The 24,612-nt window shown below is 67.3% G+C and carries 20 protein-coding genes; 5 read left to right on the plus strand and 15 right to left on the minus strand.

From position 1 onward, the window contains the following. Positions 1–28 precede the first annotated feature (28 nt). Complete coding sequence (locus ABLE94_RS09445) at positions 29–1,597, minus strand: (2,3-dihydroxybenzoyl)adenylate synthase (protein WP_348803803.1); 1,569 nt, start codon at positions 1,595–1,597, stop codon at positions 29–31. A gap of 31 nt (positions 1,598–1,628) precedes the next feature. On the opposite strand from ABLE94_RS09445, the gene ABLE94_RS09450 reads away from it, so the two are divergent. The 3 genes from ABLE94_RS09450 to ABLE94_RS09460 all read left to right on the plus strand — a co-directional run bounded on the left by ABLE94_RS09450 (position 1,629) and on the right by ABLE94_RS09460 (position 4,133). After that, the gene (locus ABLE94_RS09450; protein WP_348803802.1) at positions 1,629–2,324 is read left to right on the plus strand and encodes an isochorismatase family protein; all 696 of its coding nucleotides are present in this window, start codon (positions 1,629–1,631) and stop codon (positions 2,322–2,324) included. Then, positions 2,321–3,097 carry an SDR family oxidoreductase gene (locus tag ABLE94_RS09455; protein ID WP_348803800.1) on the plus strand — a complete coding sequence of 259 codons (777 nt, stop codon included), beginning with the start codon at positions 2,321–2,323 and terminating at the stop codon, positions 3,095–3,097. Before ABLE94_RS09450 ends, ABLE94_RS09455 begins: the two co-directional genes overlap by 4 nt. A gap of 64 nt (positions 3,098–3,161) precedes the next feature. Continuing rightward, the gene (locus ABLE94_RS09460) at positions 3,162–4,133 is read left to right on the plus strand and encodes an ABC transporter substrate-binding protein (RefSeq protein WP_348808641.1); all 972 of its coding nucleotides are present in this window, start codon (positions 3,162–3,164) and stop codon (positions 4,131–4,133) included. Positions 4,134–4,748: 615 nt separating this feature from the next. Here ABLE94_RS09460 and ABLE94_RS09465 read toward each other — a convergent pair. The 4 genes from ABLE94_RS09465 to ABLE94_RS09480 form a co-directional block, all read right to left on the minus strand. Next, entirely contained in the window at positions 4,749–7,019 is a 2,271-nt protein-coding gene (locus ABLE94_RS09465; protein WP_348808642.1) for a DUF222 domain-containing protein, read from the minus strand. A gap of 284 nt (positions 7,020–7,303) precedes the next feature. Continuing rightward, a complete protein-coding gene (gene meaB, locus ABLE94_RS09470; protein ID WP_348808643.1) occupies positions 7,304–8,302 on the minus strand; it encodes a methylmalonyl Co-A mutase-associated GTPase MeaB in 999 nt (332 codons plus the stop codon). A gap of 14 nt (positions 8,303–8,316) precedes the next feature. Continuing rightward, positions 8,317–10,581, minus strand: a complete 2,265-nt coding sequence (gene scpA, locus ABLE94_RS09475) for a methylmalonyl-CoA mutase (protein ID WP_348808644.1) — start codon at positions 10,579–10,581, stop codon at positions 8,317–8,319. Then, positions 10,578–12,524 carry a methylmalonyl-CoA mutase family protein gene (locus tag ABLE94_RS09480; RefSeq protein WP_348808645.1) on the minus strand — a complete coding sequence of 649 codons (1,947 nt, stop codon included), beginning with the start codon at positions 12,522–12,524 and terminating at the stop codon, positions 10,578–10,580. Before ABLE94_RS09480 ends, scpA begins: the two co-directional genes overlap by 4 nt. A 131-nt stretch (positions 12,525–12,655) precedes the next feature. On the opposite strand from ABLE94_RS09480, the gene ABLE94_RS09485 reads away from it, so the two are divergent. Continuing rightward, positions 12,656–13,405 carry a TVP38/TMEM64 family protein gene (locus tag ABLE94_RS09485; protein WP_348808646.1) on the plus strand — a complete coding sequence of 250 codons (750 nt, stop codon included), beginning with the start codon at positions 12,656–12,658 and terminating at the stop codon, positions 13,403–13,405. A 33-nt stretch (positions 13,406–13,438) separates the two neighbouring features. Here ABLE94_RS09485 and ABLE94_RS09490 read toward each other — a convergent pair whose 3' ends face one another. From ABLE94_RS09490 to ABLE94_RS09500, 3 genes are read right to left on the minus strand one after another with little or no spacing between them, the layout of a single operon-like run. After that, entirely contained in the window at positions 13,439–14,698 is a 1,260-nt protein-coding gene (locus ABLE94_RS09490) for an SPFH domain-containing protein (protein ID WP_348808647.1), read from the minus strand. Further along, the gene (locus tag ABLE94_RS09495) at positions 14,686–15,114 is read right to left on the minus strand and encodes an NfeD family protein (RefSeq protein ID WP_348803790.1); all 429 of its coding nucleotides are present in this window, start codon (positions 15,112–15,114) and stop codon (positions 14,686–14,688) included. The genes ABLE94_RS09490 and ABLE94_RS09495 overlap by 13 nt, the downstream gene beginning before the upstream one ends. Before the next feature lie 46 nt (positions 15,115–15,160). After that, positions 15,161–15,988 carry a DUF3097 domain-containing protein gene (locus ABLE94_RS09500; protein WP_348808698.1) on the minus strand — a complete coding sequence of 276 codons (828 nt, stop codon included), beginning with the start codon at positions 15,986–15,988 and terminating at the stop codon, positions 15,161–15,163. 91 nt (positions 15,989–16,079) lie between these two features. Between ABLE94_RS09500 and ABLE94_RS09505 the strand changes: the two genes are divergently transcribed. Further along, positions 16,080–16,868 carry an Rv1486c family protein gene (locus tag ABLE94_RS09505; protein WP_348808648.1) on the plus strand — a complete coding sequence of 263 codons (789 nt, stop codon included), beginning with the start codon at positions 16,080–16,082 and terminating at the stop codon, positions 16,866–16,868. 45 nt (positions 16,869–16,913) lie between these two features. On the opposite strand, the gene ABLE94_RS09510 is transcribed toward ABLE94_RS09505, so the two are convergent. The 7 genes from ABLE94_RS09510 to ABLE94_RS09540 all read right to left on the minus strand — a co-directional run bounded on the left by ABLE94_RS09510 (position 16,914) and on the right by ABLE94_RS09540 (position 24,479). After that, positions 16,914–18,047, minus strand: a complete 1,134-nt coding sequence (locus ABLE94_RS09510) for a ferrochelatase (protein ID WP_348808649.1) — start codon at positions 18,045–18,047, stop codon at positions 16,914–16,916. Positions 18,048–18,057: 10 nt separating this feature from the next. Beyond that, a complete protein-coding gene (gene inhA / locus ABLE94_RS09515; protein ID WP_348803787.1) occupies positions 18,058–18,891 on the minus strand; it encodes an NADH-dependent enoyl-ACP reductase InhA in 834 nt (277 codons plus the stop codon). Between the two features lie 92 nt (positions 18,892–18,983). Further along, positions 18,984–19,727 (minus strand): 3-oxoacyl-ACP reductase FabG1, encoded by a 744-nt coding sequence (gene fabG1, locus ABLE94_RS09520; RefSeq protein WP_348803786.1) that lies wholly within the window; start codon positions 19,725–19,727, stop codon positions 18,984–18,986. 66 nt (positions 19,728–19,793) lie between these two features. Then, positions 19,794–20,771 (minus strand): VWA domain-containing protein, encoded by a 978-nt coding sequence (locus tag ABLE94_RS09525; RefSeq protein WP_348803785.1) that lies wholly within the window; start codon positions 20,769–20,771, stop codon positions 19,794–19,796. 7 nt (positions 20,772–20,778) lie between these two features. Beyond that, positions 20,779–21,717, minus strand: coding sequence for a DUF58 domain-containing protein (locus tag ABLE94_RS09530; protein ID WP_348803784.1), 939 nt, complete (start codon positions 21,715–21,717; stop codon positions 20,779–20,781). Then, entirely contained in the window at positions 21,704–22,912 is a 1,209-nt protein-coding gene (locus ABLE94_RS09535; RefSeq protein ID WP_348803783.1) for an AAA family ATPase, read from the minus strand. Before ABLE94_RS09535 ends, ABLE94_RS09530 begins: the two co-directional genes overlap by 14 nt. A 139-nt stretch (positions 22,913–23,051) precedes the next feature. Next, entirely contained in the window at positions 23,052–24,479 is a 1,428-nt protein-coding gene (locus ABLE94_RS09540; RefSeq protein WP_348803940.1) for an NlpC/P60 family protein, read from the minus strand. Positions 24,480–24,612: the final 133 nt, after the last annotated feature.

The following is a 24,612-nucleotide window of genomic DNA, read 5'->3' on the forward strand; positions in this document are numbered from 1 at the left end:
CCGAACCCGGTCGGGGTGCCGAGCCCGATCAGCGGGTCAGTAGCTCGCGCAGTTTCTTTCGGCTCACCTTGCCGACGCCGGTCTCGGGGAACTCGTCGATCACCGTGATCGCGTCGGGTAGCTTCCACTCCGCCAAACCTGCCCGGCGCACAAATGCGCGGATCGCGGCGAGCGTGGGCGGATCGTCGCGGTCGGCGGGGATCACGTACGCGCAGGTCCGCTCGCCGAGGTAGGTGTCGGAGGCGGCGACGACGATCGCATCCCGGACCGCGGGATGAGCCAGGAGATGCTCTTCGAGTTGTTCGGCGGACACCTTCTCGCCGCCACGGTTGATGCGGTCGGTGCCCCGCCCCCGCACCACCAGGTTGCCCAGAGCGGTGAACTCGACGACGTCGCCGGTGCGATACCAGCCGTCGGCGGCAAACGATGTGGGGCTCGCGCCCTCCCAGTAGGAACGAATCGTGTACGGTCCCTGCGTCTCCAGGAAGCCCGGCCCGTCGGTGACGGGGACGCCGTCCTCGTCCACGAGGCGCAGTTGGTCCCACTCCGACATCGGGCGGCCCTGCGTGGTGGTGATCTCGTCGTCGGGATCGTCGAGGCGGGTGTAGCAGACCAGTCCCTCGGCCATGCCGAAGACCTGCTGGAGTCGTGCACCCAACGCTGGGCCGATCCGCCGGGCGAGTTCATCGGGACAGCGGGCACCTCCCACCTGCACGGTCTCCAGACTCGACAGGTCGAAAGCCGTTCCGTTCTCTGCGGTTTCGGCCCAGATGCGGGCCAGCGGTGGCACCAAACCCACCATCGTGACCCGCTCCCGCGCGACCAGTTCCCAGGCCACCGACGGCAACGGAGCCGCCGACAACACGACCGTGCCACCGGCGTGCAGGGCGCCGAGGATGCCCGGTGAACTCATCGGGAAATTGTGGGCGGCCGGCAGGACGACGAGGTACACCGTGTTCTCGTCGACACCGCAGACCTCGTTGCTGCGGCGCACGCTGTACAGGTAGTCGGCGTGGGTGCGTGGAATCAACTTCGGTACGCCCGTACTACCACCGGACAGTTGCAGGAATCCGAGATCCTCCGGATCGGCCCGACCGTGATCGATAGGGTCGGCCCAGATCTCCTCGAGTACATCCGAGTCGATGAGGTGACCGATCGTATCGACCTGGTCGGCGACCGACCGCGCGAGACCGCGATAGTCGAATCCCGGCGTCGACGCCGGAGAGATGATCGCCACCGCCCCGGCCGACCGCGCGATGCCGACCAGTTCGTTCTCGCGGTGAGCCGGCAGACCGAACACCGGCAGGGCCCGCAGGCGGAACAGCGCGAACACCACTTCGACGTACTCGACGGAGTTCGGGATCTGTAGCAGGACCCGGTCGTCCGGCACGATACCGAGGGCAGCGAGCCCGGCGGCCAGACGGCCCACCCGATCATCGAGTTCGGCATAGGTCAGCGAACGATTCACGTCGACCACCGCGAGCCTGTCCGCGAACGCCGGATCCACGGCCCGACATGCGACGATGTCGTCGAAGGTGTCGTCGGTCCACACCCCATTCTCGCGATAGTGGTCGGCAAGTTCGGAGGGCCATGACATCACACGCACAAGGTGAGGCTACCCTAATGCTGTGTCCATTCCGCCCATAGCTCCCTACCGGATACCCGACGGGCCGTTCCCCGACCGGGTCGACTGGACGTTGCACCCCGACCGATGCGCACTTCTCGTCCACGACATGCAGCGCTATTTCATCGATGCCTATCGACTTGATCATGAGCCGATGGCCACCGCGCTACCCAACATGGTGGCGATTCGCGATGCCTGCAATGCGTTCGGGGTGCCGGTCGTCTACACGGCCCAGCCCGGCGATCAGCACCCGTCTCGACGCGGCATCCTCTCGGAATTCTGGGGCAGGGGGCTCAGTTCCGGACGGGACGAGGAGATCATTCCCCAACTGACTCCGGGGCCCGACGACATCTGCGTCACCAAATGGCGGTACTCCGGATTCCAGCGCACCGATCTGCGGCAGTTGCTCGCCCATCACGGCCGGGATCAGCTGATCGTGGTCGGGGTGTACGCGCACATGGGATGCATGATCAGCGCCACCGAGGCCTTCATGAGCGATGTCGCCCCGTTCTTCGTCGTCGACGCCATGGCCGACTTCAGCGCCGATGAGCATCGCATGGCGGCCGACTACATCGGCAAGCGCGCGGGACGTGTCCTCGATGCCGCTGCGGTGATCTCGTCGATCTCACCGCCGACGCGGGGCGGGACAGCGCTCACCGACGATCCTGGCGCGCGTGGCCGGTCCGGGATCACCGCATGAACGATGGTCCATTGACGCCCGTCTCCGGGGTGGCGGGTGCGCTCGCCGTCGTCACCGGCGCCGCCGGCGGTATCGGATCGGCGGTCTGCGCGGTACTGCGCGAATCCGGCGCCACCGTGATCGGCTGGGATATCCACCGGGACCCCGATACAACGCACGGTGACAAGCACCGCCGGCCGGCTCGGGGTGGTGACGTCAGCGACGTCGACATCACCGATCGCGATGCCGTCGCTGCCGCCTGGGACGCCGTCGAGCGCGACCACGGACCGGTTGACATCGTCGTCTCGGCGGCCGGAGTGATGAGTGACGACTGGGATCTGTGCATGGCGGTCAACGCCGGCGGGGTCCGAAACCTTCTCGACGTGGCGGTCCCGACACTGGTGGAGCGACGCCACGGAGTCGCGGTCGTGGTCTCCAGCAACGCGGGTGCCACACCACGTTCCGCCTTTCCGGCCTACGCCGCATCGAAGGCGGCCGCAACGTCCTACGCACGATGCATCGGTCTGGCCGCGGCACCATCCGGGGTGCGCGTGAACGTGGTGTCACCAGGGTCGACCAACACGCCGATGCTCCGCGGGATGTGGTCGTCCACAGACGACCGCACTACCGTACTGGCCGGTGACGCAACGCAATTCCGCCTCGGGATCCCGCTGGGGAGGATCGCCGAGGCGAGGGATATCGCAGAGACTGTCGTCTTTTTGGCCTCCGATGCGGCGCGTCACATCACGATGCACGACCTCCGGGTCGACGGAGGTGCGACATTGGACAGCTGATCGGCGATCCACCATCCCTGCTCATTCTCCCGACCAACAACCCCGACGATTGGAATCAATTCTCGTGAGAAACTCCCGATTGATGTTGCGCGGCCTGGTAGTGGCCGTCGCCATCGGCATGACCGCCTTCCTCGGCGCCTGCTCCTCTCCCGATGAGGACTCGTCCTCGAGTGACTCGTCGTTCTCGCCGGTCACCATCACGCACGAGTACGGCTCGACCGAGATCACAGCGAAGCCGACCCGTGTGGTCACTCTCCTGACCGACTGGACCGACACGCTTGCGGCGCTGGACATCCCGATTACGGCGACTTTCGTGCCGGAATCTGCACCGACGTACTCGTGGACACCGCAGAACAATGCGGAGGTCGTGAAGGTCGCCGATCCCACGCAGGTGACGGTGGCCGAGTTGGCCAAGTACAACCCGGACCTCATCCTGGCCGGACCGCTCGGTGACCAGAACCGCTACAACCAGCTCAGCGAGATCGCGCCCACCATTCCGCTGATCAACAAGGGCGCCACGGTGGACACGTGGGAGCAGCTGGCCACCACCACCGGAGAGATCTTCGGTGTGAAGGATCAGGCTCAGAGCCTGATCGACGAGACCAATGCGAAGATCTCGAAGTTCAAGTCCGACAACCCCGGTTCGCAGGGTAAGACCTTCACCTTTGCGCAGGTCATGCCGACCGGCCAGATCGGTGCGGTCAACACGACCGAGGATCCCGCTGCCGGTCTGATCGCCCAACTGGGCTTCACCCTCAACCCCGAGGTCGCCGCGCAGCACACCGAGGGGCAGACCCGGTCGCGGATCTCCCCCGAGCGCATTGACCTGCTGAACTCCGATCTGCTGATCGCGTACGTTCCGGGCGGCGATTTCGCTGCGGTGCAGAACATTCCGGGTTGGAGCAACCTCACCGCCGTCAAGAACGGGACCGTGGTGTTCCTCAACGACGACACGCAGCCCGCGTTCAGCGTGCCGAGCGCACCGTCGGTCGGGTTCGTCATCAACACCCTGAATCCGGTGGCCGCCAAGCTCTGATCCGGCGGACCGATTGCGACGAGCCGGTGTGGGTGATTCAGTTCGCCCACACCGGCTTTCGTTCTGCTTCTCGCCGGTGCCGGCCCCGCCACCATCATTCGCTGCTCGAACAGGCCCTTTCGCCGGTCGAGGCCCCAGTTCGCCGGTCGAGGCCCCAGTTCGCCGGTCGAGCAGTCCCTTTCACCGGTCGACGCCTTAGTTCGTCGGTCGAGCAGTCCTTTCGCCGGTCGAGCCGTGGCGAGCCCCCAGGGCGAGCCGCGAGTCGAGACCACCGCAGGGTGCGCCGGAACTCACCGACAGGTTCTGCTGATCCGCCGGGCCGAGCTTGTCGAGGTCGAGTTCCCGTCCCGTTAGTCGAGCCGCACCACCCGTTGGTCGAGCCTGGTCGAGCCGGTCCGGAGCGATAGCCGCCGCGTTGAGCTCCGTCGAAACGGAGGACCGTGTCGAGACCTCGCAAGGAAAGGCTGGAACTCGCCACCCGACCCGTTGGTCGAGCCGGTGAGGAGCGATAGCGACGAGCCGTGTCGAGGCCTCGTAAGGCGAGGCTGGAACTCCCCACGGCCACAAAAGTTTCAGTGGTCGTGAGGCCTGACCAGTCCGGCGGGCGGGGCTGATTCAAGAAGTGTCGAGCCGATAGTGGAGCCTGGCGGCCAGCACACGTTCGATCCGGCTGTTACGAGGGTTCATGCCGATGGCGGCCAGTTCCTCAAGCTCACGTTCGACGTCGGTGCGGCCTTCACGGATGAGGCGCTCGCGTGCCTGACTTTCGGTCGTCCTGTCGCTGACACGGATCCGCGTACGTGAGGCACGTTCGAGCCCGGCAGTGGTGGCAGGGTCGTCGGGATCGTCGGTGATCGGAACACCGTCTCCGTCGAAGATGACCAGGTCGATCTCCCCGGTGTTGGCGGCACCGAGTTTGTCGGAGTGCGCGTCGCCTACGGCGTCGGGCCTGTTCCGTTGGTCAGGCGGTCGTGGTTCGACAGCATCGGATTGGGCTGCGCCTGAATCGTATTGGTCGACGCCTGGGTCGGGCTGATCGATGACGTCGGCATCGTGATCGTCGTGCTTGTCGACGCTGTCTGCGATGTCGATGCTGCCGTCGATGGTCGAGGAGTCGGCAGCCGGAGCGTGATCGTCACTCGGAACACTACGGTCGGACGGGGTTTCTGCCTCGACGGTCGCCGGGGCTTCGGCCTCGTGGTCGCTGTCGTCGTCGGGATCGGCCGGTTCGTCGACGTCGGCGGTGGCGTCGGGATCGACCGACTCGGCCTCAACCTCTGCTTCGGCGTCGGCTTCGATGTCAGCAGTTTCGGCATCCACCACTTCGGCATCAACCACGTCGGCATCAACCGAGTCGGTGTCTGCGGGTTCGGTTGCGCCGGAACCACTACCGATGCCGGTGTCCTCGCTGGTGGTGTGGTCGCTGTGGATCTGATCCCGGATCTGGTCGAGTTTCTGCTCGTAGAGGGCGGTGATGTCGGGGTGATCGTTGACGATCTTCGGGTTCTCCGGCATGCCGGGTGCGGCGTTGAGTTGCCACCAGCACCGTCCGGCGAGCGGTCCGTCTTCGTAGATGCCGGTGGTGTACTGCCCCGGGTTCGGGCCGACCATCCGGTTGTGCGGACCGCACGCCGGCGCGAGGTCGGTGATGTCGGTTTTCCCGCCATCAGCCCAGTCTTTCTTTGCGTGATGCATCTCCGAATGCGACGCGGGTTGCCCACATCCGGGGAACGAGCACACTTCACCGCCGGTGCGGGAGAACGACGCGATCCGCTGCTCGGTCGACGCCAACCGGCGGGCCCGCCCCAGATACAACGGGAGGTCGATCGCGTCGGAGAACACCGCCAGGAACTGCTGCAGATCGTTGGGATCCTTGATGTCACCCAACGCCGAGAGTAAGTCCGGAATGGGAATCGTCGAACCAGAGGCGGTGGTGGCGTACCCGGCGCCGGCCAGCAAGTCCTGCAGGAACGTTTTGATGATCAACGCGACCGGCAGGCCGCGATGCGTTTTGCCGAGGACGCCTTCTTTCATCGCCGACACCAACAGGACGTGCATCGCATCGTGATTGCGTTGTGCTTGGGAACGATCGTCACGCTTGACCGCCGCCGCCAGCACGTCGGGGTCGGCGTCCCCGATGGCGCCGGTCGGCGATTCCAGATCACTCAAATTATTCATCCCGGGCTGCGCCCACGCATCCAACATGGAGTCCCACAAGGCACGGGTGACCGGCGGGAGATGCCCGTTCAGTTTCGCCATCCCATCGACACGGGATTGGTTGATCCACAGGTTGCGACGCTGTTGGCGTTCCTTCTCCTCCACCAACTGCCCATCGGGATCGAGGTGCGCCAGAATCCGGGCACCCATCTTGGTGATATCCGCCGGAATGTGTTCGGTGGCCTTCTCACCCAAGGTGGCTTCGGCCGCGACCTTCTTGTCGTGCGGAACGGCGTTCGGGATGTTGTCCAACGCTTCGAGTGCTGCCGAGAGGTGGGTGTGGCCGATCAAGCCCTTCTCATACGCGGCCGACAAGGTCGGGAACTTCGGCTCCTCCGGTTGCCCGGTCAAACCGTGGAATCGGGCGGTGGCCTTCATGTGAGCGATGCGCATGGTGGGTTGCGCGATCCGCAGATCGTAGTTCAGAAAGTTCGACAGGCTGACTTTGCCGACCTTGCGGTGCACACCACGATCCGAGATTTCCAGGATCGCCCGATCACCTTGAAAGTGGGTACGGGTCGCGATCTGTTCGGACAGTTTCGCTGCCTCGATGACTTCGGTGTCGGAGCATGCGGTCATCGGGGTGGCGGCCAGTTCGTCGAGCAATGCGTTGATCTGGTGCATCAGTGCCAGTGGTTGCGACATGGGGGTGTCGGTGGTGTCTGTCATGCTGATGTCACCTCCCCCGAGAAGGCCGTTATGGCGTATGTGTTCTATTGTAGCTGTCCTGCATGACGCCGCAAGTGTTTTCTATCCACAGCTTATGGATGAACCAGTGTGGTTGGGGTGGTGGGGTTTTCGGCGTCGGCTTGCGTGGTCTCGACACGGGCTTCGCTAGCGCTCCGCCCGGCTCGACCGGCGGGATAGCGGCTCGACCTGCGGGATGAAAGTGTTCGACCGGCGGGATGAGGGTCTCGACCGACCGGGATGAGGGGTGCTCGAGGCGGGCGGAATCAGGTGCGCGATTCGCCGTCGAAGATCTCGACGATCTGTGCCGCACCGAGAGCCGGCGTCAATTCTGCTCCGCGCACGCGTCTTTCGATGTCAGACCGCTCGGCCTTGACGGCCGGGCTGTTGGCGAGGCGGGACACCACGGTGTCGCGGGCCATCTCCCACATCCAGTCGATCTGTTGACGACTGCGGCGCGCATCGAATTCGCCTGCGGCCATCAGTGTTTCACGGTGCTTCTCGATCGCCGCCCAGTAGTCGTCGACTCCGGTGTTCTCGATCGCACTCATGGTCTGCACCGGCGGGAACCACAGCGCGTCATGCGGATAGATCAGTCTCAGCGCGTTCTTCAGTTCGCGCGCAGCCGACTTGGCCTCGGTGAGGTGTTTGCCGTCGGCCTTGTTCACGACGATCACGTCAGCAAGCTCGAGCACACCCTTCTTGATGCCCTGGAGGGAGTCACCGGTGCGGGCCAGCGTGAGGAAGGAGAAGGTGTCGACCATGTTGGCCACAGCCACCTCGGACTGCCCGACGCCGACCGTCTCGACGAGCACCACGTCGAAGCCGGCAGCCTCGACCAGCACGATCGTCTCCCTGGTCGCCTTGGCGACGCCACCGAGAGTGCCCGAGGTCGGCGACGGACGGATGTAGGCGCGTCGGTCCATCGACAGCCGCGCCATCCGCGTCTTGTCACCGAGGATGGACCCGCCGGTGCGCGTCGATGACGGATCCACCGCGAGAACCGCGACCTTGTGGCCCTTCTCGATCAGATAGAGCCCGAGCGCCTCGATCGTCGTCGACTTCCCCACCCCGGGCACACCGGTGATCCCCACGCGAAAAGACTTGCCCGCGTGCGGAGTCAGCCGGAGCAACAACTCCTGGGCGGCCCTCCGATGCTCTGGACGGGTCGACTCCACCAGCGTGATCGCCCGCGCCAGATCTGAACGACTGTCCTCCAGGATCGCCTTCTCGAGCTGGTCGACATCGATCGGACGTCGCGTCACCCTCGCTGTACCGGTCACTCCGACGCGGCGCCCGCGAGTTCGAGGCCAAGGTTGTCGGCCAGTTTGTTGACCAGTTCCACCGCCGAGTCGGCGATGACCGTGCCGGGCGGGAAGATCGCGGCGGCACCGGCCTCGTACAACTCATCGAAGTCGCCGGGCGGGATCACGCCACCGACCACGATCATGATGTCCGGACGACCCACCTTCTCCAGGGCCTCCCGAAGTGCCGGCACCAGGGTGAGGTGCCCGGCGGCCAACGACGACACGCCCACGACGTGCACATCGTTGTCGGCGGCCTGCGCGGCCACCTCCTCGGGTGTGGCGAACAGCGGGCCCACGTCGACGTCGAAGCCGAGATCGGCGAACGCGGTCGCGATCACCTTCTGACCTCGGTCGTGGCCGTCCTGACCCATCTTGGCCACCAGCACGCGGGGACGCCGGCCCTCCGCCTCGGCGAAATCTGCCACGATCTTTGTGGCGGCGTCGACGCCGGTCACTTCGCCCACCTCATGTCGATACACCCCGCTGATGGTCTTGATCTCTGCCTGGTGCCGACCATAGACCTTTTCCAGCGCGGCGGAGATCTCACCGACGGTCGCCTGTTGCCGTGCCGCCTCGATCGCCAGGGCCATCAGGTTGTTCTCCATGCCACCCTCGGTGGCCGCGGCGGCCCGGGTGAGGTTGGCCAGCGCCGCCTCCACCGCCACCGAATCCCGGCCCGCGCGAAGACGTTCCAGCTTGTCGAGCTGTTCGGCGCGGACCTTGGAGTTCTCGACCTTGAGGACCTCGATCTCCTCGTCGTCGGCCACCCGATACTTGTTGACACCGATCAACGGCTGCTGTCCCGAGTCGATACGTGCCTGGGTGCGTGCCGCCGCCTCTTCGATGCGCAGCTTCGGCAGGCCCTCGTTGATGGCCTGGGTCATGCCGCCGGTCTCCTCGACCTCGGCGATGTGGGCGCGGGCCTTCTGCGCCAACTGATGGGTCAGCCACTCGACGTAGTTCGAACCGGCCCACGGATCGATGGGTCGCGTCGTCCCCGACTCCTGCTGCAGCAGCAGCTGGGTGTTGCGCGCGATGCGCGCGGAGAAGTCGGTCGGCAGGGCGATCGCCTCGTCGAGGGCGTTGGTGTGCAGCGACTGGGTGTGTCCCTGGGTGGCCGCCATCGCCTCCACGCAGGTGCGGGCGACGTTGTTGAACACGTCCTGGGCGGTCAGCGACCAACCCGAGGTCTGCGAATGTGTGCGCAGCGACAGCGATTTCGCACTCTTCGGATCGAACTGGGCGACCAGTTCGCTCCACAGCAGGCGTCCCGCACGCAGCTTGGCGACCTCCATGAAGAAGTTCATGCCGATGCCCCAGAAGAACGACAGCCGCGGTGCGAACTTGTCGATGTCCAGACCCGCGTCGAGACCCGCCCGGATGTACTCGACACCATCGGCGAGGGTGTACGCCAACTCCAGATCGGCGGTCGCCCCGGCTTCCTGAATGTGGTAGCCGGAGATCGAGATCGAGTTGAACTTCGGCATCTTCTGGCTGGTGTACTCGAAGATGTTCGAGATGATCCGCATCGACGGTTTCGGCGGATAAATGTAGGTGTTGCGGACCATGAACTCTTTGAGGATGTCGTTCTGGATGGTCCCGGCGAGCTTCTCCGGTGGCACGCCCTGCTCTTCTGCGGCAACCACATACAGCGCCAGAATCGGCAGCACCGCACCGTTCATCGTCATCGACACGGAGACGCTGCCGAGATCGATACCGTCGAACAACTGGCGCATGTCGAGGATCGAGTCGATCGCCACACCGGCCATACCGACGTCGCCGGCCACACGGGGATGATCGGAGTCATAGCCACGGTGGGTCGCCAGGTCGAAGGCCACCGACAGGCCCTTCTGTCCGGCCGCGAGGTTGCGGCGGTAGAAGGCGTTTGACTCGGCGGCGGTCGAGAAGCCCGCGTACTGACGGATCGTCCACGGCTGATTCACGTACATCGTCGGGTACGGACCCCGGATGAACGGCGCCGCACCGGGAATCGAATCCAGCGGATACGGATGGTCGTCGTCGGCGGTCACCGCGTCACGGTCGGCGCGGGTGTACACCGGTTGGACGTCGATCTGCTCCGGGGTGCTCCAGGTGACCTGCTCGGTGGTGTAGCCGTGAGCACCCGACAAGGTCTCGATGACGTCGTTGCCTGCGTCCGCACTCACCGCCGGGACGTCGACGTCGAGTTCGACGTCGGCGAAACTCGGTACGGCGGTGCGCTGTTCGGTGTTGGTCATGCGGATGCTCCCGAGGTCGCGGACTCGGCAGGTGCGAGCCGGTCGAACAGTTCGGTCAAGGTGGTCACCGCGTCGATCCCGACACGTAGCGAGCCATCCGGGCTGTCGTCGCCGGCCGGCCACTCCCGATCCGGGCCGGCGAGCAGCACCTTCTCGAGACCCGCGGCACGGGCGGCGGCGAGTGCGGCGGCACCGTCCGATGCATACCGCGCCTTGGTGCCGCAGAGGACGGCGATCGAGGTGTTGGCGTCGGCGACGGCTCCTGCGATGGCCTCGGCCGTCAGCGGTCCGGGATTGATCGCCGAGATGCCGCCGGCCGCGAGGAGGTTGGCGACAAAGGTGGTGCGGCCGTTGTGCTCGGCCACACTTCCCAGCGGCAGCAACACGATCCGCGGGCGGGATCCGGTCTCGGCGAGTACCCCGTCGGACCGGTCACGCAGTGCCTCGAAGGCCCGGCCGACCCTGGCGAGCCGTGGCGTCGCACCGACGAGGTCCGTCGCGGCGGAGACATCGGCACCCAGCGGCTTCTCGTCGAGGTTCGGGAATTCGTTGACACCGGTCACCGACTCGCGACGATGAGCGACCTCCACGTCGCGGGTGGCCAGCGATTCGGCAACCCGCTCGGCGATCCAGCCGTCGTCGAGGGCCGCACGGTAGCCACCCCGGGCCTCGATGTCGCCGAAGACCGCCCACGCATTGGCGGCGAGGTCGTCGGTCAGCGCTTCGACGAACCACGAACCACCGGCGGGATCGAGGACGCGCCCGACGTTGGATTCCTCGAGCAGCAGCAGCTGCGTGTTGCGTGCGATGCGTCGTGAGAACGTCGCGCTCGACGTGCGGTGGTCGGCCGGAATGGCCGCGTCGAAGCCGAGGACGGTCACCTGGTCGGCACCGCCGACGCCGCCGCCGAAAGCAGCGATCGTGCTGCGCAGCATGTTCACCCACGGGTCGCGCTGCGAGTACATCGACAGATCGGTGACCGCGTGGGTCAGGGCCGCTCCGGCCGCGCGTGCGCCGAGCACGTCGGCCACCCGTGCCCACACGCGACGCAGGACTCGCAGTTTGGCGATTCCGGCGAACTGGTCGTCGTCGACGGAGACCGCGAACGAGATCTGTCCGAGTGCCTGATCCACGCCGAGTCCCGCGGCGGTCAGCTCGCGCAGATGCGCCACGGCTGCGGCGACGACGAGCGCGAGCTCGAGTCCGTTGTCGGCGCCGGCGGTCGCGAAGTCGGTGCCGTCCACGCGTAACGTTCGCACCCCGGCCGGGCCGTCGGTGGCGACCTCGACGGCGAGCGCGGTGGCGGCCGCCGGATCGACGGTGTCACGACCGGAGAAGGCGGCGGTCAACGGGGACAGACCCAGCGACACCGTGGTGGCAGCGGTCGGTGCCGCGGCACCGGATACCGATGCGGATGCCTTCTTGAGATCGAGCAGCGCACGGGCGGCGTCGATGCCCAGGGCGCCGGCGTCCAGGGTGACCGGTACGAGGTCGAGGTACACACCGGAGAGAACTCCGGCGAGGTCGTCGACGCCGATGTCCTCGCCGATCTTGAGCCACAGTCCACTCGCCCCGTTGGTCATCGCCTCGAGGATGGTGGTGTTGATCTCGGAGATCGCCGTGGTGCCGGATTCTCCGGTGGTCGGGTCACCGAAACGTTCGGTCACCCGCCACCCGGTCAGCACGTCACGCTCGGGGTCGGCGCCCCGCACATAGGGGAACTGGCCGGGGACTCCGGGCTCGGTCGTCTCGTCGCGGCGTGTGTAGAGCGGGCGAACGGTGAGACCGTCCCGCGTCTTCGTCGACAGCAGTGCCTCGGGACTGTCGGGCAGATCCGCGACCTCGACTCGTCGGGACTTGGCCAACACCGCCGCCGCGGCCACCGACCACGCCTGATAGGCCTCATCGAGTGTCGGCTGAGCTTGGGCTGATTGCTCGGGCATCGTGTGGGACACACCTCCGTCGTGCACTCGGTTCGAGAGCGTAAATGACCTTAGCCGATCGCTCGCTCGGTCGACGCATGTGGTCGGCATCGTGAGATATGCCACGCCGTCACGGCCGGTAAAGTGAGCCGGTGCCCTCCGATTCTCCCATCACCGACGACGCCACGACGGCGGATCGGTCGGCATCGGCCCAGTCAACATCGGCCCAGTCGGCGCACCGATCCGTCCAGGCGCAGGGACGACGGAACATCCGCAACGCGGTGATCGGGTTTCTCGCCCTCTGCGCGGTGCTGGCCATCTCCTATCTCATCCCGATTCCGTCGATCTCCAGTGTCCGAAGCTGGGGTGAACACCTCGGACCGGCATTCGTCTGGGTGTTCTTCGTCGCCTACGTGCTGTGCACCCTGCTCCCGATCCCCCGGACGATCTTCACCGTCATGTCGGGTGTCTTCTTCGGTCCGGTCGTGGGCTTGGTCGGGGCGATGATCGCGGCCACCACCGCCGCCTTCCTGGCATTCGAGATCTCCCGGCGGGTCGGGCAGGAACGCGTGCAGAAACATCTGCGTCGACCGGTGATGCGCGCTATCGAGTACCGCCTCAACACCCGTGGGTGGCTCGCCGTCGGGTCATTGCGCCTCATCCCGATCTGTCCGTTCTGGCTTCTGAACTACTCGGCGGGACTCTCGTCGGTGCGCGTCGTGCCGTACATGATCGCGACGGTCGTCGCCATGGCACCGGGTACGACGGCGGTGGTGTTGCTCGGTGACGCGCTGACCGGCACCCGCAATCCGTGGCTGATCGCCCTCAGCGGCTGCTTCTTCGCCATCGGTGTGGTCGGGCTCATCCTCGACGCACGGATGCCGGTCCGACAGCGGTCCTGATCGATCCCGGACCGCGGGCCCCGGACTGCGGGCTCAGCCGGGCTGATACCCCTCCGCCGGCCCATCAACGGCGGGTGTCTGCGGCACGCCCGGCACCGCGGGAGTCTCGATGCCCGTGCCGCCGGCGATCCCCGGGGTCGCGATGTCCGGCTTCGTGATCTCCGGTCGACGCATCGGAACATCGGGTTCGACGGGCTGTCGTGCCACGGCCTCGGCGGCGGCAACCGCCTCGGCGACCTTGGGATCGGTCGACATGTCGAACCACGTCTCGGTCTCGGAGTCGTCGACGTCGGGCGCCGGGTCGTCGGCGGGTTGGTACCGGAACACCCCGTCGTCACCCTGGACGCCGAAGGACTTCGCGAATCCCTGCAGGGCCGAACCGAAGTCGGTGGGCAGCACCCACACCTTGCTGGCCTCGCCCTTGGCCATCTCCGGGATCTGCTGCAGGTACTGATAGGCCAGGATCTCCGGGGTGGGTTTGGCGGACTTGACCGCGGCAAAGGTCTTCTGGATCGCCTTCGCCTCGCCCTGCGCCTTCAGGTAGGTCGCGGCACGGTCACCCTGGGCGCGCAGGATCCGGGACTGCCGGTCGGCTTCGGCGCCGAGGATCGCGGCCTGCTTGGCGCCCTCGGCGGCCAGAATCTGACTTTGCTTGGCACCTTCGGCGGTCTTGATCGCCGATTCGCGTTGGCCCTCGGCCGCCAGGATGGTGGCGCGCTTCTCGCGGTCGGCCTTCATCTGCTTTTCCATCGACTCCTGGATCGACGGTGGCGGCATGATCGACTTCAGTTCGACTCGCGCCACCCGCAGTCCCCACCGGCCGGTGGCCTCGTCGAGGACGCCGCGGAGCTGACCGTTGATCGAGTCACGTGAGGTGAGGGTCTCCTCGAGGGTCATGCCGCCGACCACGTTGCGCAGCGTGGTGATGGTCAACTGCTCCACACCGGCGATGTAGTCGTCGATCTCGTACACCGCCGACCGAGGATTGGTGACCTGGAAGTAGACGACCGTGTCGATCGAGAGGGTCAGGTTGTCCTCGGTGATCACCGGTTGCGGCGGGAAGGACACCACGCGTTCACGGATGTCGACGCGCGCCCGGATGCGGTCGATGAACGGCACGAGCAACGTCAGTTGGCCCGACACGGTCCGGGTGTACCTGCCCAGTCGCTCGATCACGGCGGCCTCCGCCTGCGGGATCAGTGCCACCGACTTCGCCAGCACGACCACCACCAGCACGATCAGCAGGACCGCGATCGCCAGTCCGAGATACTCCACGCCACTCACCCTTTCCATACGACGGCGGTCGCGCCGTCGATCTGCATCACGGTCACTTCGTCGCCCGCCTCGAAGACATCACCGGGGGTCATCGACCTGGCCGACCAGATGTCCCCACCGATCTTGACCAGGCCCTCGTGCTCATCGACACGCGCGGTGACGGTGGCGTGCTTGCCCTCCAGCGCCTCGGTGTTGGTCAACAACGCGGGACGAGAAAGCATGTGCCGCTTGGCAACCGGGCGCACGAATGCGAGTAGCAGGACCGACACGACGGCGAAGACGATGCCGTCCACCCAGATCGGCGGGGAGAACAGGAAGTCGGTGGCCGACGCCGCGAGTGCTCCACCCCCGAGCATGAGCAGCACGAGATCGCCGCTGACCATCTCGCCGATCAGCAACACGATGACGGCTGCGAGCCAGAGCAATGCGCTCATACCACCAGTCTGCCAGACACCGGGCCGGCGGCAGCCCGACTCGAGGTCAGGCGTCGCCGTCTGCGGCGGTCACGAAATCGATGAGTTCCTCGACCGGCCGGAGCAGATCGACCTCCAGATCCTTGTACCCCGATACTCCGCCGAGCACCCGGCGCCAGCCGTCTTGTGGTGTGCCCCAACCCAATCGGGTGCAGATCCCGGTCTTCCAGTCCTCCCCGCGCGGCACCCTCGGCCACGCGGCGATGCCGACCGAGGTGGGCTTGACCGCCTCCCAGACGTCGATGAACGGGTGCCCGCACACCAGCACGTGTTCGCCGACATCGGCGGTCAGGCGTTCCTCCTTGGATCCGGCGACGAGGTGATCGACGAGGACACCGGCACGACGATGTGCGGCGGGCCCGAACTCCTCGAGCACGCCGTCGAGGTTGTCGAGTCCGTCGAGACCGACGACCACCACTCCCTCCGCGCGCAGGTCGGCGCCCCACACGCGTTCGATCAGCGTGGCGTCGTGGACGCCCTCGACGAAGATCCGACTCGCGCGCGCCCGACGGGCGCGGGTCGTGGGTGCCACCCGCGACCCGGACGCGGTGCGTGTCGCGGCGACGGGACCGCGGCCGCGAGGTCGCACCAGGGTGACGGGCTTCCCGTCGATGAGGAACGCGGCCGGATGCATCAGGAACACCCGGGTGCGTCCATGGCGGTCCTCGAGTCGGACCAGGTCGCCGGCGTAGCTCTTCTCGTGGCCGACGACTGCCCCGCAGAATCCGCTCGCCGCGTCCTCGACGACCAGATCTCGCTCGGCGGCGACCTCGGGCACTCGGGGTTTGGCCCGACGCGGCGACGACAAGACATCCCGTCCGTATCGATCATTCATCACTCGGGTCACGCTAGTTAACACGTGCCCCAGGACGTGGGTGCCACGCCGACGGGCCGGCCGGCATGGCGAACGGTACTGTGGAGTGCCTATGACCAGTACCGACCACGGCATCGCAGCGGCCTGGCCGGCCTGCGCCCTCGGGGCGTGGGCAGCGGCCTGGATCGCCGGTCGCTGCTCCCCCGACGACGTCGTCGACACCCTGGCGACCTCGGCGGACCTGCACATCGTCGACGATCGCACCGACGGAGCCGACACGTCGCACACCGGCGTCCTCGCGCTCCTCGGACGACTCCGCGGGGCGCACGGACTGTCGGTGCGGTTGCCCGTGGCCGGCGATCCCCAGGGCCTCCCACCGGGCACGGCGACGGCGGCGGCCCTGGCCGCCGGCGAGGTCCTGCTCGTCGACGACGGCCGGGCCACGCCGCTGGCCCTGATCCCCGCCGAACACGACGGCAGTTGCCGCTGGACGGTGCTGCGCTATGACGCCGAGGTGCCGCTGGCCCCGTCGCGGTCGCCCGGTGACGTCGAATACGAACTACGGCAGGCGGTGTCGTCGGCCACCGAGCTGATCACGCGTGTGGGTACCCGGTCCAGTACGGCGCCGGCCGACCTGCGCGGAACCCTGCGCACACTGACCCATCGGCACATCGTGGAACTGCCGCCGCACGACGACGCCCGCATCACCCGCATCATCGCCACCGCGGCACAGGTCGAGGCCATCGTCGCTCTCGCCGCCGACGGGGTGGGCATCGGCGACACGGCTGGCCAGTGGTCCGCCGGTGACGGCGAATTGCGGCGACTGGTGACCCTGACCCACGCCGCGCGGTCCGCAGCGGTCAACCGGCTCATCACCGAATTCCTGCCCCCTGCACCGTGATCGGTTGCGGGCGCCGACGGTGATCGGCTCGACCTCGACGCCCGGTCAGGACCGACGCGCCGGGCGTTGCACCGGGACGCAACAGCGGTCGCGGCACACCCGCCCGTTGTCACCGCATCCCATCGCGCCCAGATCGCCTGCGCCGGAGGCATACTCGTCGATGAGGTCGGCGATCATCGCGACGAAACGCCGATCGGTGCCGACCGTGTCGGCGCGTTCGTAGGCCATTCCCAGCCGGGCGGCGAGATCGGCGGCCTCGTTGTCGAGGTCCCAGATGACCTCGAGGTGATCGGAGACGAATCCGACCGGATAGACAACCACCCGCGAAACGCCCTCGGCGGCAAGATTTTCCAGATGATCACAGATGTCCGGCTCCAGCCATGGCACCTGCGGCGGGCCGGATCGTGACTGCCACACCTGGTCGAACTCGGTGAATCCCGCAGCGTGCGCGACGAGCTCGGCGGCGCGTGCCACCTGCCGCGAGTAGAGACCACCACCGTCGGCGGCGGGTCCGGATGCCGCGTCGGCGGACGTCGGCACCGAATGCGCGGTGCACACCAACCGCACCCCCGCCCGATCGCTGCCCACCCGATCGCTGCCCGCCCGAACATCGTCAGGCAGTGCGGCCACCGCCCGGTCGATGGCGTCGCGACCGGCGGCCACCATGGCCGGATGATCCCAGTACTGCGGAAGTTTGCGCACCAGTACCGGATCCGAGGCCGATGCGGGGCGTCGCACGGTCAACGCCGCGATCGCCCGCTCGATGTCCTCGTGATATTGCCGGCATCCGGAGTAGCCACCCCACGCCGACGTCGGGAACAGCAGGAACCGACGATGCCCGTCGTCATAGGCGTCGACGAGGACGTCCTCGATGAGCGGATGCCAGTTACGGTTCCCGAAGTACACCGGCAGAGCGCCACGTCCGCGGGAATCGAGTTCGGCGCGCAGCGTCTCGATCATGTCGAGGTTGAGGCGATTGATCGGCGACACCCCACCGAAGTGGAGGTAGTGTTCGGCGACCGCCTCGAGTCGTTCCCGGGGCACGCCGCGACCACGGGTCACGTTCTCCAGGAACGGCATCACCTCGTCGGGGCCGTTGGGCCCGCCGAAGGACAGGAACAGCACCGCATCGAAATCGGCACCGACGACGTCGGCGCGGCCGAGACCCCCGTCGCTCACCGACGCACGCTCACTTGATGAAGTCCTCCGGGAACCAGGTGTTGTGGCTGGCGCCGCCGTCGACGTAGACGATCGATCCGGTGGTGCCCGGCAGGTAATCCGACAGCAGGGTGCAGACGCTGGTACCGACCACCCCCGGGTCGTTGACGTCCCAGCCGATCGGCGAGGCCCCGTTCCAGTAGTCGTTGAGCATGTTCAGCTTCTTGGCATCGTCGGTGGCGGTGCCCGAGATCGCCTTGGCCGCAAGGGTCTTGATCGGTCCGGCGGCAACCAGATTCGACCGGACTCGCTTGGCGTAGCCGACCTCGCGGGCCACGTAACGGTTCACCGACTCCAACGCCGCCTTGGCCACGCCCATCCAGTTGTAATCGGGCATCGCCGTGCGCGGATCGAAGTCCATCCCGACGATCGAGCCGCCCTCGTTCATCACCGGGAGCACGGCGCGTGCCAGCGACGCGTAACTCCATGCCGAGATCTCGAACGCCTTGGCCACGTCGGGCCCGGGACCGTCGAGGAACGGCACCGCGTCCGGTCCCATCAGCGTCTTGGGGGCGAAGGCGATCGAATGGACCACGCCGTCAACGCCTTCGGGTGCGAGTTCACGCACGGCGTCGGCCAGGGCCGACAGCGACTCCTCGTTGGTCACATCGAGGGCAATGGCCGGCGGCACCTCCTGTGGGAGGCGCTTGGCGATGCGGTCGATGAGCCGCAGCCGCTCCGGGATGCCGGTGATGATCACCTTGGCGCCCTGTTCCTGGGCGACCTTGGCGGTGTGGAACGCAATCGATGCGTCGGTGATGATGCCGGTGATGAGGACGGTCTTCCCGTCCAGGATTCCGCTCATGGTGGGGCTCCTGTCGTACGTGGTCGAATCTGGTTGGCGGGGCCGTGGTCGGCGTGAGCCGATGCTGCTGTGGGAGTCGCGGGACGTGACGGTCAGTGCCCCATGCCCAGACCACCGTCGACGTTGATCACGTTGCCGGTGACGTAGGCGGAGTCGTCGGAGGCGAGGAAGCTCACCACGGCGGCGACCTCCTCGGGCTGTCCCATGCGCTTGGCCGGAATCGCCTGATCGACCGCGGTCTTGGTGTATTCCTCTGGCAGTCCGCGGGTCATGTCGGTGTCGATGAGGCCCGGTGCGACGACGTTGGCGGTGATGTTGCGGCTACCGAGCTCACGCGTCACCGACCGGGCGAGTCCGATCACGCCGGCCTTGGACGCGGCGTAGTTGGCCTGACCGGGGGTACCCATGAGTGCGACCACCGAACCGAGATAGATGAACCGGCCCCAGCGGGCACGCAGCATGCCGCGGGTGGCCGCCTTGGTCACCCGGAAGGCGCCGGTGAGGTTGGCGTTCACGACGTTCTCGAAACTGTCCACGCTCATCCGCATGATCAGCGTGTCCTCGGTGATGCCGGCGTTGGAGACGACCACCTCGACGGGGCCCTGGTGCTCGGCGACCTCGGCGAACGCCCGGTCGACGGATTCGGTGTCGGTCACGTCGCAGACGACGCCGAACAGCCCCTCGGGCGCTCCCGAACCGCGGTGGGTCACCGCGACCTTGTGGCCGTCGGCGGCGAGGCGGCGGGCCACCGCCAGTCCGATCCCCCGGTTACCACCGGTGACCAGCACCGACCGCGACACCTTCTCACCATTTCCGGCTTCGTTGCTCTGCACCATGCGCCCCAACCTATCGGTTCGGCCCTGTCCGGTTCCCGTCAGGTCCGGTTCGTATCGGCCCGCGTCTCAGGGGAGTCGCTGGTTGATCACCAGCGACCCGATCACCGCGACGATCGCCAGGATGGTTCCGGCGATGATCCACGGACGGGAGTTGTCGCCCTTGCGCATCTCGTAGCCGATCTCCTCCTGCAGTGTCTCGTAGACCTTGTTGAGTTCGTCGAGACTCGACGCGGTGAAGAATGTGCCGCCGGACAGGTTGGCGATCTCGCGCAACGAGTCGTCATCGACGGGAACCGGTACCCGATCACCGTCGAGATCGACCGTGCCCGTCATCGTGCCGAACGAGATCGTCGACACCGGGATGTTCTCCTCCTTGGCCTTGCGCGCCGCGGTGAACGCCCCGCGCGGGTCGTCCGGGTCGTCCGGGACGGTCTGCTTTCCGTCCGAGAGCAGCACGATCCGTGCGGGCGGGGCTCCGGCCGCGCCACCGAGCACCGCGTTGAGGGTCTGGATCTGCTGGATCGCGGCGAAGATGCCCTCACCGGTGGCGGTCTTGTCGGCGAGCACCAGCTTGTCGACCGCGGCCTTCGTCGCGTTGTGATCGGGGGTGGGCGTCACCAGGTTCGACGCGGTGCCGGCAAAGGAGATCAGACCGAGGTTGATGCCGTCGGTGAGTTCGTCGGCGAACTTCTTCGCGGCGGCCTGGGCGGCCTTGATCCGCGACGGCGCGACGTCGGTGGCCTCCATGGATCGGGAGACGTCCATGACGAGGATGACCGTGGCCTTGTTGCGGGGCACCTTGCGGTCGGCCTGCGGACCGGCGGCGGCCACCACCAGCAGCAACAACGCGACCATCAACAGTGCGATCGGGGCGTGCCGGAGCCACCGCATCCATTTCTTCTCGGGTGGGGTGATCTGGTCGAGCACCTCGAGATTCGCGAACTGCAGGGTACGCCGGCGACGCGCACGCAGGATGTAGGCGTAACAGCCGCCGAGGACGACGACGAGCAGGGCAAGGAACAGCCACCAGGGGTTGGAGAACACCGCGACCTCACCCCACCCCGGCCGCGAGCCCGCGGCGTCGTCGGCCGACGAACTTCACGACGTCGGTCAGCCAGTCCCGATCGGTGCGCAACGACAGCACCGGTCCACCGCAGCTGCGGATGGTGCGCAGCACCTGATTCTCGTGCGCCTGCGCAGCCGCGGCGAAGTCCCGGCGCAGGCCGTCGGTGATGGTCACCTCGCGGATGTCACCGGACTCGGCGTCGGCCAGCCGGACCTGTCCGACCGGCGGGAGTTCCTGATCTCGGGGATCGAGGACCGCAACGGCCAGCAACTCGTGGTGGCCGCCGATCGCCCGCAGCGATCGCTCCCAGTCGATCGGACCGAGAAAATCGCTGATCACCACGGCCAGTCCGCGTCGACGTTCCGGTCGACGCAGGGCTTCGATGCCGGCGTTGAGGTCACCACGTACGCCCGCGGAGGCACGTCGGGTGGTGGCGATGGCCTTGAGCAGGTGCTGGGCGTGCATCCGGCCGGTTCGCGCCGGGATCCGCACCACCTGATCGCCGGTCACGATGATGGCGCCGTGCCGGTTGCCCCCGCCGGAGGTCAGATGCACGATCGCGGCCGCGGCGGCGACGGCGAGGTCGCGTTTCGTGCAGTTCACCGTGCCGAAATCGAGGCTTGCCGAGGCGTCGACGACCAGCCAGGTCTCCAACTCGCGGTCGGCGATCATCTGACGGACGTGGGGCTGGGTGGTGCGGGCGGTGACCGACCACTCCATCTGACGGATGTCGTCACCGGGCTGGTAGGGACGGGCCTCCCCCGGCTCGGATCCCGGCCCGGGGATGAGTCCGAGGTGCTCGCCCTGGAGTACGCCGTCGAGCTTGCGGCGGACCGTCAGCTCGAGCATCTTGAGGGCGGCCGTCAGCTGCGGCTCCTCGGCCACCCCCGCCCCGAGCGACGGCAGATCGCTATTGGCCGCCATACTGCGCGGGTGCCTGGTTCGGAACGGGTGCCGCGGCCGCATTCGGCACCGGCGGCTGTACGGGATTCCCCACGCCGGGGCCGCCCTGTCCGGGTGCCGGATACTCGGTGGGTGCCGGCGGTACCGCGGGCGCCTGAGCGGGATACCCGGGGGTCGGGGCGACGGGTTGCGCGCCCACCTGGGGAAGTCCGATGGTCTGCAGGATGCGCGCGATGACGGCATCGGCGGTGACCTCGTCGGCGAGGGCGTCGTAACTGAGAACCAGCCGGTGCCGCAACACGTCCGGGATGATCTCGACGACATCGGCGGGGATCACGTAATCGCGGCCGCGCACCAGGGCCAGTGCCCGCGCCGCGGCGACGATACCGAGCGTCGCGCGAGGTGAGGCGCCGTAGGACAACCAGCTCGCGACATCGGTGAGACCGACCTCGGCGGGCCGGCGGGTGGCGTTGATGACGCGCACGACGTAGTCGACCAGCGCGTGGTGGACGAATACGTTGGCGGCGGTGCGCTGCAGGCGGATCGTCGTCTCGGGGTCGAGGATCTGCGAGGCCGTCGGCGGCACATTGCCCATCCGGTAGACGATCTCGCGTTCCTCCTCGACCGAGGGGTAGTCGACGAGGACCTTGAACAGGAAGCGGTCCCGCTGCGCCTCGGGCAACGGGTACACGCCCTCATTCTCGATCGGGTTCTGCGTCGCCATCACCAGGAACGGATCCGGCATCGGGTAGGTGGTCCCGCCGATCGACACATGCCGCTCGGCCATGACCTCCAGCAGCGCGGACTGAACCTTGGCCGGCGCGCGGTTGATCTCGTCGGCGAGGAGGAAATTGGCGACCACCGGTCCGAGTTCGGTGTCGAACTCTTCGCGGCCCTGGCGGTAGATACGGGTGCCGATGAGGTCGGTGGGCACGAGGTCGGGGGTGAACTGGACACGCGAGAAGCTGCCGCCGATCACGGTGGCGAAGGTCTCCACGGCCAGGGTCTTGGCGACGCCGGGCACGCCCTCGAGGAGGATGTGCCCGCGGGCCAGCAGACCGACGAGGATGCGCTCGACGAGCTGATCCTGTCCGACGATGACACGTTTGACCTCGTAGATCGCTCGTTCCACCAGCTTGACGTCGCTGTCACTCAATTCGACGCCACCGGCGCCGCCGGTCGGTGCCGACGAATCGGCGGTGGGATGTGAGGTCAACCCCTACTCCTGTCCTCGGCGAGGTGATGTGGTGGCGGTGCGGACCCTCGCGCCGCGCGCCGTTGCCAGCCTAGCGGCGTCGACTGAGAACTTGCCACGAAGGTCGGGGCGGGTGTCGGCCGGTCGAGTGAGTGTGGGCTCAGAGCAGGCGCACGACGTTGGGCATGGCGCCGTCGGTGCGCACCGGCGACACCTTGACCACGTCGCCGGATTGCGGGGCCTCGACCATCTTGCCGTCGCCGAGGTACAACGCGACGTGCTCGCTGGCGTTGGGACCGTAGAAGATCATGTCGCCGCGTTGCATCTGGGCGAGGGGGAACTGCGGTCCGGAGGTGTACTGGTAACCCGTGTAGTGCGGCAGTTCGATGCCGACACCGGCGAAGGCGTAGACCATCAGGCCCGAGCAGTCGTAGCCGACCTTGGCGTAGTCGCCGTAGCTGTCGGCGACACCGCCGTCGCGGATGCCCTGGGTCGGGCCCTCGGCGTTTCCGCCGCCCCACGCGTACGGCACGTTGAGTTGCGACAGGGCCCGGTTGACGACGATCTCGACCGCCTGGGGTCCGCGCAGACCGGGTCGGACCACGCCGCCGCCACCGCCGGAACTGCCGAACAGGCTGCCGAGGCTGCCCGAGCCGAGGCGGGCGCTCAGGGTGTCGCCACCGCCGTCGCTGCCGAGTCCCGCGCCGCCGACTCCCAGTTCGTCGAGCAGTTCCGAATGCGGCACCTGCTGCTGCCCGACGAGGGCGGCGAGCACCTTCTGCGAGACATCGAGCGCCAGTCGTGCCGCGGCCTCGGCGGCCACCTGCATCGTCTGGTTGTCGCCCTCGGCCTGGGTGGGACTGATCGCCGCGGGACCCGGTTGTTGTTGTCCGGGGAGGTTGCGGAACAGGCCGGTGAGCAGGTCGGTGGGCTCCGGGTCGGCGACCGGGGTCGGGCGCACGGTGCCGCGGAGCGCGTCGAGCCGCGCCTGCACCGAGTCACGCTGCCGAATCAGGGTGGCGCGTTGACGTTGTTGGTCGACGATCGCGGTACGGGCCTCGGTCACCGCCGCGACCGCCGAGTCACGTCGGGTCGCCGCTCCCTCGGTGGCATAGGCGGTCTGCCGTTTGGTCGCCTCGAGCGCCGCGACCTGGTTGGCCTGCTGATTGCGCGCCACCTGCAGCCGACGGATGGTCTGCTGTTGATCGCGACCGATCTGGTCGATCACCGCCGCCCGGTCGAGGACACGCTGCGGATCCGGCGACGACAGGTAGTTCGACATGGTGGCCTGATTTCCCCCGGTCCGATAGACCGACCGGACGAACTCGTCGAACTCGCGCTGGGCGGCCGCGGTTGCCTGCGTCGCGCGGGTGAGCGACGACCGGGCATTGGTGGCCGCCACACTGGCCAGGCGCTGAGCGGCCAGGGCGTTCTGGTAGTCGACGACCGCATGATTGGCCGCCTCCTGGCGCAATGCGACGGCCTTGTCGAGGTCGCTTAGGTTCTGGTTGACCTGCGCGATCTGATTGATCAGGGACGAGACCGGGGAGGTCGTCGGAGTCGGTGCGGCGTGGGCCGGCCCCATCATGGCGGCGGCACCGGCGATGACGGACGCCACCGCGGCCGTGACCTGCAGCCGACGCCGCGGCACATCGCGGCGTGTCGCCGTGGTCCTTCGCCTCACTGGCTGCTCCCTCACCGTTTGCCGAGTGCGGGTGCGT

The organism is Gordonia sp. VNK1 (assembly GCF_040049135.1).
GTDB lineage: Bacteria > Actinomycetota > Actinomycetes > Mycobacteriales > Mycobacteriaceae > Gordonia > Gordonia oleivorans.

Bases quoted from the DNA above. Each gene is read 5' to 3' on its own strand.
- ABLE94_RS09445 (WP_348803803.1), bottom strand. From the start codon at position 1,597: ATGTCATGGCCCTCCGAACTTGCCGACCACTATCGCGAGAATGGGGTG.
- ABLE94_RS09455 (WP_348803800.1), top strand. From the start codon at position 2,321: ATGAACGATGGTCCATTGACGCCCGTCTCCGGGGTGGCGGGTGCGCTC.
- ABLE94_RS09465 (WP_348808642.1), bottom strand. From the start codon at position 7,019: ATGACAGACACCACCGACACCCCCATGTCGCAACCACTGGCACTGATG.
- scpA (WP_348808644.1), bottom strand. From the start codon at position 10,581: ATGACCAACACCGAACAGCGCACCGCCGTACCGAGTTTCGCCGACGTC.
- ABLE94_RS09480 (WP_348808645.1), bottom strand. From the start codon at position 12,524: ATGCCCGAGCAATCAGCCCAAGCTCAGCCGACACTCGATGAGGCCTAT.
- ABLE94_RS09490 (WP_348808647.1), bottom strand. From the start codon at position 14,698: ATGGAAAGGGTGAGTGGCGTGGAGTATCTCGGACTGGCGATCGCGGTC.
- ABLE94_RS09495 (WP_348803790.1), bottom strand. From the start codon at position 15,114: ATGAGCGCATTGCTCTGGCTCGCAGCCGTCATCGTGTTGCTGATCGGC.
- ABLE94_RS09500 (WP_348808698.1), bottom strand. From the start codon at position 15,988: ATGAATGATCGATACGGACGGGATGTCTTGTCGTCGCCGCGTCGGGCC.
- ABLE94_RS09505 (WP_348808648.1), top strand. From the start codon at position 16,080: ATGACCAGTACCGACCACGGCATCGCAGCGGCCTGGCCGGCCTGCGCC.
- inhA (WP_348803787.1), bottom strand. From the start codon at position 18,891: ATGAGCGGAATCCTGGACGGGAAGACCGTCCTCATCACCGGCATCATC.
- fabG1 (WP_348803786.1), bottom strand. From the start codon at position 19,727: ATGGTGCAGAGCAACGAAGCCGGAAATGGTGAGAAGGTGTCGCGGTCG.
- ABLE94_RS09530 (WP_348803784.1), bottom strand. From the start codon at position 21,717: ATGGCGGCCAATAGCGATCTGCCGTCGCTCGGGGCGGGGGTGGCCGAG.
- ABLE94_RS09540 (WP_348803940.1), bottom strand. From the start codon at position 24,479: ATGATGGGGCCGGCCCACGCCGCACCGACTCCGACGACCTCCCCGGTC.